The organism is Paraburkholderia sp. SSBN10T (assembly GCF_056619545.1).
The window spans coordinates 1-15,971 of record NZ_JBWQQI010000012.1 but is presented as its reverse complement, the minus strand read 5'-3'; the positions used below and the strand labels follow the sequence as shown (position 1 = coordinate 15,971).

Genomic DNA, 15,971 nt, shown 5'->3' with positions numbered 1-15,971 from the left:
ACTTCGTCAACGGCTTAACGCAACTTGAGCGTGGACAAACCGAACAGACACAGCATCAACGTGATGATCCAGAAACGCACGACAACTTGCGTCTCCTTCCAGCCGGACAACTCGAAATGGTGATGCAGCGGCGCCATCTTGAAGAGGCGCCGGCCTTCGCCGTAACGGCGCTTGGTGAACTTGAACCAGGTCACCTGCAGCATCACGGAGAGCGTCTCCGCCACGAAGATGCCGCCCATGATGAAGAGCACGATTTCCTGGCGCACGATCACCGCGACCGTGCCGAGCGCGCCGCCCAGCGCGAGTGCGCCGACGTCGCCCATGAACATCTGCGCAGGGTGCGTGTTGAACCACAGGAACGCGAGCCCCGCCCCGCCCATCGCGGAACAGAAAATCAGCAGTTCGCCGGCGCCGGCGATATGCGGAAACAGCAGGTATTTCGAGTACACCGAGCTGCCCATCACATACGCGAACACACCGAGCGAAGCGCCCACCAGCACGACCGGCATGATCACCAGACCGTCGAGGCCGTCGGTCAGATTCACGGCGTTGCTGGCGCCGACGATCACCAGATACGTCAGCACGATGAAGCCCCACACGCCGAGCGGATAGCTGATCGACTTGAAGAACGGCAGCATCAGGTCGGCGTGCGGGGGCAGGCCCATCGACAGGCCGCTGCGCACCCACGCCATGAACAGGTCGAACACGCGCACATTGCTCGCTTCGGACACGCTGAAGGCGAGATAGACAGCGGCGAACAGACCGATCACCGATTGCCAGAAATATTTTTCACGCGACGACATGCCGCGCGGGTCCTTGTAGACCACCTTGCGGTAATCGTCGACCCAGCCGATCACGCCGAAACCGAACGTCACGAGGATCACGATCCAGATGAAGCGGTTGGTCAGGTCGGCCCACAGCAGCGTCGACACCGCGATGCCGAGCAGGATCAGCACGCCGCCCATGGTCGGGGTGCCGGATTTGACGAGGTGGGTTTGCGGACCGTCTTTGCGAACGGCCTGCCCCACCTTCATGGCAGTCAGCTTGCGGATCACCGCCGGGCCGCAGACGAGCCCGATCAACAGCGCGGTGATGGTCGCCGCGACAGCCCGGAAAGTCAGATAACTGAACACGCGCAAGAAGCTTGCGTCATTCTGCAGCCATTGCGCCAGCGCCAGTAGCATGCTTCGGTCCTTCTATTTCAATGTGCGCCGGGCGCTGCGCCCGGTGCGATGGGTTGTGGACTCGTTACGGCGTCCACCACGCGTTCCATTTTCATGAAGCGCGAGCCTTTCACGAGAAGCGTTGCCGCAGCGCCGTTTCCGGATAACGGCACGGCCTGCAGCAGTTGTGCGACGAGCGTGGCGACGTCGTCGACGTGATGCGCGTCCGCGCCATAGGCGGTGCAGGCATCGCGCGACGCATCGCCGAGCGCGTACAGCGCGTCGATGCCGCGCTCTTTGGCGTAGGCACCGATTTCGCGGTGAAACGCCGGACCGTTGTCGCCGACTTCGCCCATGTCGCCCATCACCAGCACGCGCGGGGACGGCCGGGAGGCGAGCACGTCGATCGCGGCACGCATCGAATCGGGATTGGCGTTGTAGGTGTCGTCGATCACCGTGGCGCCGGCAAGCGCGCCGAGCACCGCGCGCTTGACCTGCAGACGGCCTTTCACCGCACCGAACGATTCGAGGCCGCGCCGGATGGCGTCGAACGACACGCCGGCGGCGAGCGCGGCCGAAGTGGCCGCCAGCGCGTTGTGCGCGTTGTGGTCGCCGAGCACCTGCAGCGTGACATCGAGATGGCCTTGCGGCGTATCGATGCTCAGCAGGTTGCCGGTGAAGGTGCCCGTCACGGCGGCTTCGGTCACGCGGTCCGCGGCATTCAGTGCGAAGTCGACGATGCGGTTGCCGGTTGCCGCGACGCGCCAGATGCCTGCGTAGGCGTCGTCAGCCGGAAACACCGCGACACCGTCCGGTGACAGCGCGTGGATCACGCTCGCGTGTTCCAGCGCGACGGCTTCCACGGTCGCCATGAATTCCTGGTGTTCGCGCTGCGCGTTGTTCACCACGGCCACCGTCGGCTCGGCGATCTTGCCGAGCAACGCGGTTTCGCCGGGATGATTCATGCCCAGCTCGACCACCGCAAGCTGATGCGCGGCGGTGAGACGGAACAGCGTCAACGGCAGACCGATGTCGTTGTTGAAGTTGCCGGCGGTAGCCAGCCGGGCGTCCGCACCGACCGCCGCGGCAAAGATCGACGCGATCATTTCCTTGACCGTCGTCTTGCCGTTGCTGCCCGTCACGGCGACGAGCGGCATCGCGAAGCGGCGGCGCCAGCCGCGTGCGAGCGCGCCGAGTGCGGCCCGCGTGTCGGCCACCTTCAAGGCGGGCACTTGCCAGTCAGCCGGCAAGCGCGTGACCAGTGCCGCTGCGATGTTGCGGGTGGCCACCTCGGGCAGGAAGTCGTGCGCGTCGAAACGCTCACCTTTGAGCGCCACGAACAGATCGCCCGGGCCGGCGTTGCGGCTATCGGTCGAGACGCGCTCGAACCCGACGCTGTCGTCGCCCAAAACGGTCGCGCCCGGAATCAGCGCGGCGGCTTCGCGCAGGGAAAACATCGTCATTCGCCACCTCCGCGAGCGTGCGTCGCACGGGCGGCCAGCGCCAGACGTGCGTGATCCTGGTCGGAGAAAGCGCGTTTCTTGCCCATGATTTCCTGGGTTGCTTCGTGCCCCTTGCCGGCCAGTACGATCACGTCTTCACGCGCCGCGCTGCGGATCGCCTGCAGGATGGCGCTCGCGCGATCTTCAATGCGGCGGACCTTCGATGCGTCTTTCATGCCGGCGGCAATCTGGTCGAGAATCTTCTGCGGGTCTTCGCTGCGCGGGTTGTCGCTCGTCACGACCACGCTGTCCGCCAGTTTTTCCGCAATTGCCCCCATCAGCGGACGCTTGGTCGCATCGCGATCGCCGCCGCAGCCGAACATGCAGATCAGCTCGCCGCCGCGTGCCTCCGCCATTGGACGCAGCGCCAGGAGAGTCTTTTCCAGCGCGTCCGGCGTGTGAGCGTAGTCGATCACGACGAGCGGTTCGTCGTTCTGCAAGCGGCCGCCCAGGCGTTGCATGCGGCCGTTGACCGGCTCGAGCTTCGCCAGTTCGGCCAGCGCCGCGTCGAACGGCACGTCGGCGGCGAGCAGCGCGCCGAGCACGCCCAGCAGGTTGCTGACGTTGAAGGCGCCAAGCGTCTGGACTTCGACTTCGGCGTCGCCCCAGTCGGAAGTGGTCAGATAAAACGCCGTGCCGGTGGCGGTCGCGCGCACATCGGTTGCGTGCAGCCAGGCGTCGGCTTGCGGCGCGGCGGTGTCCGGCGCCTCGGTGCGTGTGCCGAGACCGTAGGCGATGGTGCGGGCATGGCCCTGGGTGCTGGCAAGCAGTCGCTGCCCGGCTGGGTCGTCGTGATTGATCACCGCGCAACGCAGTTCCGGCCATGCGAACAGGCGCGCCTTGGCGGCCTCGTACGCGGCGAAGGTGCCGTGGTAGTCGAGGTGGTCCTGGGTGAGATTGGTGAACACGGCGATCTCGAACGCCGTGCCGTTCACGCGTCCCTGGTGCAGCGCATGCGACGACACTTCCATCGCCACTGCTCTCGCGCCCGCATCGTGTAGCTGCGCGAGACTGCGCTGCAATTGCGGCGCGTCCGGCGTCGTGAAGCCGGTGTGCACAAGGTGACCAGGCATGCCGCTGCCGAGCGTGCCGATGATCGCGCAGGGCGTACCGAGCGCGCTCAGCGCGGCGGCAATCCACTGGCTGCACGAGGTCTTGCCATTGGTGCCCGTGACGCCAACCATCCGCATCGCGTCGCTCGGGTCGCCGTACCAGCTACTGGCGATCGAACCCGCCAGCTCGTTCAGCGCGGGCACGGCGAGCGCCATTGCGGGATCCGGCGAGCCCGTGAAATTTTCAGGCTGGAACAGCACCGCGGCCGCGCCGCGTTCGATCGCGCTGTCGATAAACGGGCGGTTATCGGCACCGTCGACGGCATAGGCGAGAAACACGTCACCCGCCGCGAGCGAGCGCGTATCGGCGTGCAGATGAGCGCCTGGCTGCACGCGAGCGCGCAGCCAGGTGAGTGCGTCGGCGATTTGCCGGTGCGCTGGATGCTTCGAACGTAGCGCACTCATCGAACGACTCCCGGATGGCTTTTCGCGTTGGCCGCGATGGTCAATTTTTTGGCGCCGCCACCTGTAGCCAGTTTCCTGGCGGCCGCCGGCGGCAGGGTCGGAGCGGCGGGCGCGACCGGCGCCGAATCATCCGATACCACCATCTGCTTGACCGGCATGTCCGGCGGGATATTGAGCGAGCGCAGCGTGTCGCCCGCGATTGCCGAGAACACGGGACCCGACACCTGACCGCCGAAGTGGCTGCCGGCGGTCGGCTCATCCACCGAGACGGCGACCACGATGCGCGGATTGGGCATCGGCGCCATACCGACGAACGAAGCGCGGTACTTCGATTTGTCGTAGCCGTGCGCGCCGTGCTTGTACGCGGTGCCGCTCTTGCCGCCTACGCGGTAACCGGGCACGGCCGCATCCGGCGAGGTGCCGCCGGGCGCGACCACGGTTTCGAGCATCGCGCGCACTTCGCGGGCGGTAACCGGCGAGAAAATCTGCGGCCCGTTGACCGGCTGATCGCCCGGGTTGCGGAAAATCGTCACCGGCAGGATTTCGCCGTCGTGAGCGATGGCGGTGTACGCGCGCGCCAACTGGAACAGCGAGGCCGACAGGCCGTAGCCGTACGACATCGTCGCCTGCTCGATGCGGCGCCAGCTCTTCCACGGCCGCAAATGCCCCGCGGTCGCGCCGGGGAAGCCGATTTTCGGCGCCTGGCCAAGACCGATGCTGGTATACATATTCCACATCTCTTCGGGCTTGAGCGTCATCGCGATCTTCGTCGCGCCGATGTTGCTCGATTTCTGAATCACGCCGCCGACCGTCAGCACGCCGAACGCGCTGTCGTCGGTGATCGTCGCGCCATCGAGACTAAAGTGGCCCGGCCCCGTGTCTACCAGTGTAGTCGGCGCCACGCGATGCAGATCGAGCGCGAGCGAGATCGTAAACGGCTTCATGATCGAGCCCGGCTCGAACTCGTCGGTCAGCACGCGGTTGCGCAACTGGTCGCCGGTCAGGTGCGAGCGGTCGTTCGGGTTGAAGGTCGGATAATTGACGAGCGCCAGCACTTCGCCGGTACGCACGTCGATCACCATGGCCGCGCCCGCCTTGGCCTTGAATTTTTCGACCGCGGCTTTCAGGTTCGTATACGCGATGTACTGGATCTTGCTGTCGATCGCCAGATCCACGTCCTGGCCGTTGTGCGGCACGACCTGTTCGTCGACGTCCTCGATAATGTGCCCCATCCGGTCCTTGATGACGCGGCGGATGCCCGGCATGCCCTCGAGCTGCTTCTGGTCGCCGAGCTCGACGCCTTCCTGGCCCTCGTCCTCGACGTTGGTGAAGCCGATCAGGTGGGCTGCAATTTCGCCTTCCGGATAGAAGCGCTTGTATTCGTCACGCTGATAGATACCGGGAATGTCGAGAGCCGCCACCTGCGCGGCGACGTCGACCGGCACCTGGCGTTTCACATAGACGAAGTTCTTGTCTTCGGAAAGCTTGGCGCGCAGTTCCGTATTCGTCATACCGAGCAGCTTGCCGAGCGCGGCCAGCTTGTCTGCGCCGAGATCGTCGGGCACGGCTTCAGGAATCGCCCAGATGGCGCGCACCGGCAAGCTCGTGGCGAGCACGAGACCGTTGCGGTCGAGAATCTTGCCGCGCGTAGCCGGCAACTCCAGCGTACGCTGGTAGCGGCTTTCGCCCTGCTTCTGATAGAAGGCGTTGCCCGGACCCTGAATCCAGAAGGCGCGTCCGGCGAGCGCGACGAACGCCATGAACAGCATGAACACGACGAGCTTCGAGCGCCACATCGGCAGGCGCACAGACAGAATCGGGTTCGAGGCGAACGGGACGCTCTTGCGACTCGACGTCTTTTTCATCGCGCGCCCCCATGACGGTTGGTGAGCGGGGTCGATGCCGGAACCGGCGCCGAAGTGGGCACCGGGGCGTCTTCAGCCGTGGCGGCGCCCGGGTCGAGCGTCAGGTACTGGGTGCGGCCGGTCGTAACGGCCTGCATTTTCAGCGAATCCGTCGCAATCTGCTCGATGCGCGAGGTCTTCGACAGCGCGCTCTGCTGATATTGAAGCTGCGAGTAGTCCTGCTGCAGTTGGCGCTCCTGAGATTGCGCCCGCTGCAACTGGATGAAGATCTGACGCTGCTGATTTGTGGCGTTGACTACAGACAATGCACAACCCATTACAACAATCAGCAGAAAGATATTGAGGCGGCTCATGGCGCGATACGCTCCGCCACGCGCATCACAGCAGAACGGGCGCGCGGGTTGGCGGCGACTTCTGCGTCACTCGCGAACACGCGGCCAATGATCTTGAGCGGCGGGCTGGGCAGATCGACCGCACGGATCGGCAGGCGACGGTCGACCGCGGGCGTACTGGCGTGCGCCTGCATGAACCGTTTGACGATCCGATCCTCGAGCGAATGAAAGCTGATCACCACCAGCCGCCCCCCTTGCTCCAGCAGCGCTAACGCTGCTTCTAAAACGACTTGCAGCTCCGCAAGCTCTTGATTGATGTGAATCCGTATAGCCTGAAAGGTGCGGGTTGCCGGATCCTTGCCCTTCTCACGGGTCTTGACGACGTTAGCCACGATTTGGGCAAGCTCGCCCGTGCTGACGAGAGGCCCAAGACGGTCGGACTCTGCCCGGCGAGCAACAAGCGCCTTTGCAATCTGAAAAGCAAACCGTTCTTCCCCATAATCTCGTATTACCTCCGTCAGTTCCTGCACCGTGGCCCGCGCCAGCCAGTCAGCGGCAGACTCGCCGCGCGTCGGGTCCATCCGCATGTCGAGCGGGCCGTCGGCGCGGAAACTGAAGCCCCGCTCCGGATCGTCGACTTGCGGCGACGACACGCCCAGATCCAGCAACACCCCCGACACCCGCCCTACCCCGCGCTCCGCAATCGCGTCGCGCAGTGAAGCAAAACTCTCGTGCACGATCTCAAAGCGCGGATCGACGATCTTCTGGGCCGTGGCGATGGCGAGCGGGTCTTTGTCGAACGCGATCAGCCGTCCCGACTCAGCCAGCTTGCCCAACACCGCACGGCTATGACCGCCGCGCCCGAACGTGCCGTCCACATAAACACCGTCCGGGCGCTTGACCAACGCCTCGACCGCTTCTTCCAGCAGCACCGTGCGATGCTGCAATTCGTTTCCCATCGCAGGTGCCATATATGTAAACCGCGATCAGAACGTGAAATTCTTCAACGCATCCGGCATGCCCTGCGCCATCGCCGCCTGTTCCTTGGCTGCGTAGGTTTGTGCATCCCACAACTCGAAGTGACTACCCATACCCAACAACATCACTTCCTTTTCCAGCGAAGCCGCCATCCGCAATTCAGGAGAGACCAGCACGCGGCCGGCGCCGTCAAGATCGACATCCGAAGCATTGCCAAGGAAAATCCGGCGCCACCAGTGCGCGTCCATCGGCAAGGCGGCGATCTTGGTGCGGAAGACTTCCCATTCCGGGCGCGGAAACAGCAACAGGCAGCCGTCCGGGTGCTTGGTGATCGTCACCCGGCCCTCTGCCTGTCCTTGCAGCGCATCCCGATAGCGAGCCGGGACGGACATCCGCCCCTTCGCATCGAGTGTCAGCGCCGACGCCCCTTGGAACACTTCCGCTCTCCCCTGTTACGGCGCGACGCGCCGCTCGCCTGTTCTCGAAAATTTACCCGAATACCCCTCGGGAATCACACAAAAATACACTTTCTCACACTGTCTCCCACTTTAGAGGAAGGCCAAACGGGGGTCAAGGGAGAAGCGCGGATTTTTAACGAAATTTGTTTGTTAGAACAAGGACTTAGCGCGACTCCTTCACGTCAGACCTAAAACGGAAAACCGTTATAAATGAATGCACTAGTGCAACTTGTGAAGGTGATACGTGAAAAGTCCGGGCGAAAGGCGTGGAATCTAAGCGATCTGCGGCGGGGGATCAGACGAATCAGCGGAGGGTTTGAGGCGATTAAGCGGACGGCACGCGCGGCGCCGTCCCACTTCGGAGCAATTAGACGTAGTAAGCAGTGCGGGTCATGATTTTCGACGCGGCGCGCATGAGCGCACGCGCGGGAAACGGCAGCTCGACTCCGCCGGCGTCAAGCGCGGCTTTGCCATGCGCGGCTTCATCAGCACGCATCTGTTCGACGATGGCGCGCGACTCGAGATCCGCCTCAGGCAGCTTCTCCAGATGGCCGTCGAGATGCTGCTCGACCTGACGTTCGGTTTCCGCCATGAAGCCGAGGCTCACCCGGTCGCCAAAACGGCCGGCTACCAAACCCACTGCGAGGGCGCCCGCGTACCACAGAGGATTCAGCAGGCTCGGCCGTGAGTCCAGTGCTGCGAGACGACGCGCGGTCCACGCCAGGTGATCTTCCTCTTCGCGGGCCGCATGCTCGAATGCCTCTTTCAGCGTGGGTGAACGGGTGGCGAGCTTTTGCGCCTGGTAGAGCGCTTGTGCGCAGACCTCGCCGACGTGGTTGACCCGCATCAGGCCAGCCGCATGCTCGCGCTCCGCCGGCGACAGTTCCGGCGCCTCGGCCGACCCAGGCGGCACCGGCACCGGACGGCTCATCCGCGACACACCCGTCATCGAGCGTAAACCCCGATCCAGCTCGGTAATCAATTCATCCAAAACCATCCAGCCCTCCCGGTTCGACACACCAGCCCGGATCCCCCAAAGCTCCGTGTGGCGCGCGTTTGCGGTGCAAAATCGCGCGCCGGGAACCCCGGTTAAGGGCTGATTTCATGGCCAATTTTCAATTTTAGACCATGTTGCGTAAACGAAACAGGAGCGTTCGAAGCAACCTGCTTTTTCTTTGTGCACGGTATGCCTTTTGTTACATTACCTGCAACTTCTCGCGAAGTTAGATAACAAGGCCCCGGAAGCACCAAAAATATTCGCCTTGTACAAAAAATTCGCATTTCCTTGGAGATCATTCGATGAAAAAGTCGCTTCTCGCTCTCGCAGCATTGGGCGCGTTTGCTGGTGTCGCTCATGCGCAGAGCAGCGTGACCTTGTACGGCATCATTGACGAAGGTTTCAACGTCAACACGAACTCGGGTGGCAAGCACCTGTACAACCTGTCGGCTGGTGTACTGCAAGGTAGCCGTTGGGGCCTGCGTGGCACTGAAGACCTCGGCGGTGGCCTGAAGGCAATCTTCGTGCTGGAAAACGGTTTTGACGAGAACACCGGCAAGCTGAATCAAGGCGGTCTCGAGTTCGGCCGTCAAGCTTATGTCGGTCTGTCGAGCGGCTACGGCACGGTTACCGCAGGTCGTCAGTACGACTCCGTGGTTGACTATGTCGGCCCGCTGGAAGTCGGTGATCAGTGGGGCGGCTACATCGCCGCTCACCCGGGCGACATCGACAACTTCAACAACTCGTACCGCACCAACAACACCATCAAGTACACGAGCGCGAACTACAACGGCCTGACGTTCGGCGGCACGTATAGCTTCGGTGGCATCGCGGGCAACATCTCGTCGAACCAGATCTGGTCGTTGGGCGCTGGCTACAACAACGGTCCTCTCATTCTCGGCGTCGGTTACCTGAACGCACGCACCCCGGCAGCGTCGGGCGGCCTGTTCAACGACGGCGGCACGATCGCAACCAACACGCCGAAGACGGCTACGGCAGCTGCTAACTATGCAGTGACTTCGACGGTTTACAGCGGCTTCGCATCGGCTAACACGTACCAGGTGATCGGTGCGGGTGGTGCATACACGTTCGGCGCAGCAACGATCGGCGCAACGTACTCGAACATCCGTTTCGGCAACCTGGGCAAGACGTTCTCGTCGCCGTACACTGGCCAGTCGGCTACGTTCAACAATGCGGAACTCAACTTCAAGTATCAGTTGACCCCGGCACTGCTGATCGGCGCTGCATATGACTACACGCGCGGCGTCCAGATCGGTAACGCCTCGCGTGCTCAGTACCACCAAGGCGCACTGGGCGTGGACTACTTCCTGTCCAAGCGCACCGACGTGTACCTGACGGGTGTGTATCAACATGCTTTGGGCGAAACGCTGAATTCGTCGGGCGCTACGGTCGCAGCAACGGCAGACATCAACGGCCTGTCGGCTTCGTCGAACCAGAACCAGTTCACGGCTCGCATCGGTATCCGTCACAAGTTCTAATAAGTCGTAATAAAGCAGTACGCCTCAAAGGCGCCTTCGGGCGCTTTTTTCTTGGCTGTAGCCTTTGGCTGCCGCGTGAGTGGCACGTGCGACGGCTGCCCAGAACCGGCGACCCGGCTCCACGGTGCTCGGCCCGCAGCCCGAATCCGGACCGCAAAACGACAAAAAGCCCAACAGGCGTGATCCTGTTGGGCTTTTTTACAGATCGCTCCGGCTTGGCGGAACCTTACTTGCGGCGGCTCGCAGCCAGGCGACTCAGCGTGGGCCTCACGCGACTAATTCGGCTTCGCCGCTATCAACCTGGCAGCTACGTCAATCAACCCGATGTTCCCGCAAGGGCGGGCTCGAGCTACACCCGGCCGTCGCGCAATTCCCGTCGCAAGATCTTGCCAACGTTGCTCTTTGGCAGTTCGGTGCGAAACTCGATAATCTTGGGCCGCTTGTAACCGGTGAGCTGCTCCTTGCAAAACGCGAAGATGTCCGCATCGGTCAGCGCCTGATCCTTCTTGACCACGAAGAGCTTCACCGCTTCGCCCGAATGCTGGTCAGGCACGCCGACCGCCGCGACTTCGAACACGCCCGGCAGCTTGGCAACCACATCCTCGACCTCGTTCGGATACACGTTGAAGCCGGACACCAGAATCATGTCCTTCTTGCGATCGACAATCTTTACATATCCAGCGTCGCTCACAATGCCGACGTCGCCCGACTTGAAGAAGCCATCCGGCGTCATCACCTTGGCGGTTTCATCCGGCCGGTTCCAGTAGCCGGCCATCACCTGCGGACCGCGAATGCAGATTTCGCCTGGCTGGCCGAGCGGCACCTCGTTGTTGTCGTCGTCGCGAATCGAGATTTCGGTCGACGGCAGCGGCAGGCCGATCGTACCGCTGTATGAGGTGACTGTCACCGGGTTGCAGGTCACGCACGGCGAAGTCTCGGACATCCCGTAACCTTCGACGATCGGGGTATGGGTCTTTTCATACCAGCGCTTGGCCACCGCTTCCTGCACCGCCATCCCGCCGCCGTTCGCGACAAGCAGATTCGAGAAGTTGAGCTTGTCGAAATCAGGATGGTTGAGCATCGCGTTATAGAGCGTGTTGACCGCGGGAATGGTGGTGATCGCGTAACCCTGCAGTTCCTTGATCATGCCGCCGATGTCGCGCGGGTTCGGAATCAATACGCCGAGACCACCGGTGCGAACGGTCAGCAGGCCGCAAACCGTCAACGCGAAGATGTGATACAGCGGCAGCGCGACAACCGTGATGAACTGGTCGATGTCGCCTCGTCCCGCGCGAGCCGGATCAAGCCATATTTGCGACTGCAAGACGTTGGCGATCAAATTGCGATGCGTCAGGGTTGCGCCTTTCGCAACGCCGGTCGTGCCGCCCGTATACTGCAGGAACGCCACGTCCTCCGGTCCTTGCTTGACCGGCCTGAATTCGTGATGCACACCTTCAGCAATCGCGGCGTTGAACTTGATGTGGCCGGGCAAGCTCCACGCCGGCACCATCTTTTTCACGCGGCGCACGACGAAGTTGACGATGAGCCCTTTCGCGCCCATCAGATCGCCCATTGCGGCGACGATCACGTGCTTGATCGCCGTATTGCGCACGACCGCCTGCAGCGTCACCGCGAAATTCTCGAGCAGGATGATCGCTTCGGCGCCGCTGTCCTTGAGCTGATGTTCGAGCTCGCGCGGTGTGTACAGCGGGTTCACGTTCACCACCACGTAGCCGGCACGCAGAATCGCCGCAATCGCGACCGGATACTGCAGCACGTTTGGCATCATGATGGCGATGCGAGCGCCGCGTGCAAGGCCCTTCGACTGGAACCAGGCCGCGAGCTTGCGCGACAAGGTGTCGAGCCCACCATACGTGATCTGCTTGCCCATGCAGACGAACGCCGGCTTGGCGCGATATTCACGGAAGCTTTCTTCGAACAGGTCTGCAACGGACGAGTACTGACTCGTATCGATCTCTGCTGGAACGCCGGGCGGATATGATTTCAGCCAGATTTTTTCCATGCGGCGTCTCCTCCTTTATTTTCGAATGGTCGTGCTAAAAACGCATCGTAGCATGCGACTCACTCCACTATCCGCGAAATGGGCATGGGTTAGACGCCCCCCTCGAACGCGGTTCGCACTGGATGGCGCGCGGTCTGCGCGGTAAGTGAGCGGGGGTTTCAAATGCGCTCGACTTCGACGAGGCAGTCATAAAAAGTAGCCGAGCCGCCCAGGTCGGTCAGCGCCTGGCTCGTCACCTGGTTCGCATTGCGACCGTCGGGCGCAAGTTTCTTCCACCAGATGGACAAGCCAACCACGAGACCTTCGCGCGCCTTGTCGGTGACGCGCGCGCGTGCCTGCATCGAACCGCGATCGTTAAAGATACGGACAAGATCGCCGTCCATCACGTCACGAAGCTGCGCATCGGCGGGATGAATGTCGAGATGAGGTTCGCCTTCCGTCGAGCGCAAACTTTCGACGTTGACGAACGTGCTGTTCAGGAAGTTACGGGCCGGCGGCGAAATCATCGCTAATGGATAACGGGCTGCGAGTTCCGGGTCGCCGTCGGCGGACTCGTAAGGCGGCAAATAGTCGGGCAGCGGATCGAGCCCCTGCTGCGCCAGACGCTCGCTGAAAAACTCACACTTGCCCGAGGGCGTGCGGAATCTCCCTTCGGCAAACGGGGCGTCGGGGAGATCGAGTTTCACCCATCCGCTGCGCTTTAACGATTCCCAGTCGGTACCGCCATAAACCGCGTCGTTCCAATGTAACGCGTGCGCCGCCACGGTCTCGTCGCTCTCGAACAATGCGGGCTCTTGAAGGTTCATATGGCGGGCGATGCCACGGAAAATTTCGGTGTTGGGCCGTGCCTGCCCCACCGGCTGGATAGCCGGGAGGTTCACCATCACGTGTGTGTGGCCGTAGGATTTGTGCAGGTCAAGGTGCTCGAGCTGGGTGGTCGCGGGCAGCAACAGGTCGGCGTAGTCTGCGGTATCGGTCTGGAAATGTTCAAGGACGATCGTGAACAGGTCCTCTCGCGCAAAGCCCGCAGCAACCCGCTCCGAGTCCGGCGCAACTGCGACAGGATTCGAGTTATAGACGATCACCGCCTCGACCTTGGGACCGAATTGCGCGTCGCCAGGATGCAGCAAGGCGTCGCCGATTGCGTTCATGTTAATGACGCGCGGCTCCATGGCCGGCCATCCGGGAATCAGATCGGGACGTTGCAAGGCGTGAGAATCAACCGGCGTCCACCCCGAGGAGGAAAGCAAGGCTCCGCCGGACCGTTCGCGCCAGGCGCCGGTCAGCGAGGGCAGACAGGCGATCGCACGCACTGCGTTGCCGCCGCCGCGCACTCGCTGCAAGCCGTAATTCATGCGAATCGCGGCCTTGCGGGTTGTGCCGTAGAGGCGGGCAAGATCGACAATCGTTTGTTCGTCGATTCCGCAGATTTGCGCGACGCGAGCGGGTGTATACGTCAGCGCCCGAGCCTTCAATGCCTCAAAACCCAGCGTATGGTCGGCAATATAGGCATGATCGAGCAGATCTTCGGTGATCAGCACGTTCATCATCCCGAGCGCGAGTGCCCCGTCGGTGCCTGGCTTGAGCGCGATATGCTGATGGCACTTTTCCGCCGTCAACGAACGATACGGGTCGATCGCGATAAGGCGCGCGCCGTGACGTTTGGCCTCCTGGGCCCGGGTCCAGAAATGCAAATTCGACGCGATCGGATTCGCCCCCCAGATCAGGATGAGCTCGCTTTCGGCGAAAAACTCCGTCAGCATGCCGAGACTCGCACCATAGGTGTATTTGAGTCCGGCGGCGCCAGCTGCCGCACAAATCGTGCGGTCGAGTCGGGACGCGCCCAGCTTGTGGAAGAACCGTTGGGCGATGCTATCGCCTTGCACCAGACCCATCGTGCCCGCATAGCTGTATGGGACGATCGCCTCGGGCGCACGCGCTGCGATCTCCGCCAGGCGCGTCGCCGCTAACTGCAGCGCTTCATCCCAGCCGATTGGCTCGAAACGGCCCTCGCCCTTTGCGCCGACGCGACGCATCGGCGTAGTCAGCCGGCGCGGATGATGAACGCGCTCGGCATATCGGCTGACCTTGGTGCACAACGCACCTTGGGTCGGTGGATGATCAGGATCGCCTGCCACCTTGACCGCCCGTCCGTTCTCGATGGTTACACGCATCGCACAGGTGTCCGGGCAGTCGTGCGGGCAAACTGCGCGGGCAAATTCAGTTGGGGCATTCATTGAGGCGATCCGGGAAAGGGCGATTTGTCGCGAAATGCGATTTTATTACTTCCCCAATCACCTGCACGCGACCGTGTCGCCAAAAATGCCGGGGGGCGTAGAATTGATTATTACCGAGCCCGGGCAAAGATGCCTCGAGCAACTCACTGCACAGCGAAGTACACCCCATCATGAAACTGATCCCCGAAATCCAGGCCGCTCACGGCGAAATACAAACCCTCCGACGAACGATTCACGCACACCCAGAGCTGCGCTATGAAGAAACCCAGACCTCCGATCTGGTCGCGAAGAGCTTGAGTGACTGGGGTATCGAAGTGCATCGTGGGCTCGGTAAAACCGGGGTCGTGGGCATTCTGAAGTGTGGCAGCAGTGCGCGCTCGATCGGCTTGAGGGCCGACATGGACGCCCTTCCGATTCACGAGCTCAACAGCTTCGAGCATCGCTCGCGCCATGAAGGCAAGATGCACGCCTGCGGTCACGACGGCCATACGGCGATGCTGCTGGGCGCGGCACGGCACCTGGCGAAGCGCGGCGAGTTCGACGGCACGATCGTCTTCATTTTCCAACCGGCGGAAGAAGGTGGCGCGGGCGCACAGGCAATGATCGACGACGGACTGTTCACCCGCTTTCCGGTCGATGCAGTCTTCGGCATTCACAACTGGCCGGGTATGCCAGCAGGGCATTTTGGCGTAACCGAAGGCCCGATCATGGCGTCGAGTAACGAATTTCGCATCAAAATCAAAGGCGTAGGTTCGCACGCTGCGCTGCCTCACAACGGACGCGATCCGGTGTTCACGGCGGTGCAGATCGCCGGTGGGCTCCAAAGCATTATTACGCGCAACAAGAAACCGCTCGATACCGCGGTGCTGTCGATCACGCAGATTCACGCCGGCGATGCGGTGAACGTGGTTCCAGACGAGGCGTGGATGGCAGGCACTGTCCGCACATTCACCACTGAAACGCTCGATCTGATCGAGACACGTATGCGCAAGATTGCGGAGAATACCGCCGCTGCATATGACTGCTCGGTGGATGTCGTTTTCCATCGTAACTATCCGCCGACCGTGAATAGCGGTGAAGAGACGCGTTTTGCCGCTTCCGTCATGAAAGAGGTCGTGGGCGCGGAAAACGTCGACGAGGCCGTTGAACCCACGATGGGCGCCGAAGACTTTTCGTTCATGCTGCTGGCGAAACCCGGTTGTTATGCCTTTCTCGGGAATGGCGAGGGTGGGCATCGAGATGCTGGGCACGGTGCAGGCCCGTGCATGCTGCATAACGCGAGTTACGACTTCAACGATGAGCTTTTGCCGATTGGATCGACGTATTGGGTCAGATTGGCGCAGCGTTTCCTCGCGCAGGCATAGCCTGTCTCGGTCGTGTTGGTAAACGCGGGGCGGGAG

Annotated in this window: 12 protein-coding genes; 2 read left to right on the top strand and 10 right to left on the bottom strand. The window is 62.2% G+C overall.

The window, feature by feature from the left end:
• Positions 1 to 14 precede the first annotated feature (14 nt).
• The 8 genes from mraY to coq7 form a co-directional block, all read right to left on the bottom strand.
• The gene (gene mraY, locus AC1ECK_RS19100; RefSeq protein WP_480321593.1) at positions 15 to 1,184 is read right to left on the bottom strand and encodes a phospho-N-acetylmuramoyl-pentapeptide-transferase; all 1,170 of its coding nucleotides are present in this window, start codon (positions 1,182 to 1,184) and stop codon (positions 15 to 17) included.
• Between the two features lie 17 nt (positions 1,185 to 1,201).
• On the bottom strand, positions 1,202 to 2,626 hold the full coding sequence (locus AC1ECK_RS19095; RefSeq protein WP_480321591.1) for a UDP-N-acetylmuramoyl-tripeptide--D-alanyl-D-alanine ligase: 1,425 nt from the start codon (positions 2,624 to 2,626) through the stop codon (positions 1,202 to 1,204).
• Positions 2,623 to 4,182, bottom strand: coding sequence for a UDP-N-acetylmuramoyl-L-alanyl-D-glutamate--2,6-diaminopimelate ligase (locus AC1ECK_RS19090; protein WP_480321589.1), 1,560 nt, complete (start codon positions 4,180 to 4,182; stop codon positions 2,623 to 2,625). Before AC1ECK_RS19090 ends, AC1ECK_RS19095 begins: the two co-directional genes overlap by 4 nt.
• Entirely contained in the window at positions 4,179 to 6,047 is a 1,869-nt protein-coding gene (locus AC1ECK_RS19085; protein WP_480321587.1) for a peptidoglycan D,D-transpeptidase FtsI family protein, read from the bottom strand. Before AC1ECK_RS19085 ends, AC1ECK_RS19090 begins: the two co-directional genes overlap by 4 nt.
• Positions 6,044 to 6,400: a cell division protein FtsL gene (gene ftsL, locus AC1ECK_RS19080; RefSeq protein ID WP_480321585.1), complete on the bottom strand. Its 357-nt coding sequence runs from the start codon at positions 6,398 to 6,400 to the stop codon at positions 6,044 to 6,046. The genes AC1ECK_RS19085 and ftsL overlap by 4 nt, the downstream gene beginning before the upstream one ends.
• On the bottom strand, positions 6,397 to 7,350 hold the full coding sequence (gene rsmH / locus AC1ECK_RS19075) for a 16S rRNA (cytosine(1402)-N(4))-methyltransferase RsmH (RefSeq protein WP_480321583.1): 954 nt from the start codon (positions 7,348 to 7,350) through the stop codon (positions 6,397 to 6,399). Before rsmH ends, ftsL begins: the two co-directional genes overlap by 4 nt.
• A gap of 15 nt (positions 7,351 to 7,365) precedes the next feature.
• The gene (gene mraZ / locus AC1ECK_RS19070; protein ID WP_090686778.1) at positions 7,366 to 7,794 is read right to left on the bottom strand and encodes a division/cell wall cluster transcriptional repressor MraZ; all 429 of its coding nucleotides are present in this window, start codon (positions 7,792 to 7,794) and stop codon (positions 7,366 to 7,368) included.
• Between the two features lie 388 nt (positions 7,795 to 8,182).
• Positions 8,183 to 8,812 carry a 2-polyprenyl-3-methyl-6-methoxy-1,4-benzoquinone monooxygenase gene (gene coq7 / locus AC1ECK_RS19065; protein WP_480321580.1) on the bottom strand — a complete coding sequence of 210 codons (630 nt, stop codon included), beginning with the start codon at positions 8,810 to 8,812 and terminating at the stop codon, positions 8,183 to 8,185.
• A gap of 302 nt (positions 8,813 to 9,114) precedes the next feature.
• Here coq7 and AC1ECK_RS19060 point away from each other — a divergent pair, with 302 nt between their 5' ends.
• Entirely contained in the window at positions 9,115 to 10,311 is a 1,197-nt protein-coding gene (locus tag AC1ECK_RS19060) for a porin (RefSeq protein WP_480321578.1), read from the top strand.
• A 349-nt stretch (positions 10,312 to 10,660) separates the two neighbouring features.
• On the opposite strand, the gene AC1ECK_RS19055 is transcribed toward AC1ECK_RS19060, so the two are convergent.
• Positions 10,661 to 12,334, bottom strand: coding sequence for a long-chain-fatty-acid--CoA ligase (locus tag AC1ECK_RS19055; RefSeq protein WP_480321576.1), 1,674 nt, complete (start codon positions 12,332 to 12,334; stop codon positions 10,661 to 10,663).
• Between the two features lie 158 nt (positions 12,335 to 12,492).
• The gene (locus tag AC1ECK_RS19050; RefSeq protein ID WP_480321574.1) at positions 12,493 to 14,571 is read right to left on the bottom strand and encodes a molybdopterin-containing oxidoreductase family protein; all 2,079 of its coding nucleotides are present in this window, start codon (positions 14,569 to 14,571) and stop codon (positions 12,493 to 12,495) included.
• Positions 14,572 to 14,741: 170 nt separating this feature from the next.
• On the opposite strand from AC1ECK_RS19050, the gene AC1ECK_RS19045 reads away from it, so the two are divergent.
• Positions 14,742 to 15,935 (top strand): M20 aminoacylase family protein, encoded by a 1,194-nt coding sequence (locus AC1ECK_RS19045; RefSeq protein WP_480321572.1) that lies wholly within the window; start codon positions 14,742 to 14,744, stop codon positions 15,933 to 15,935.
• Positions 15,936 to 15,971 lie beyond the last annotated feature (36 nt).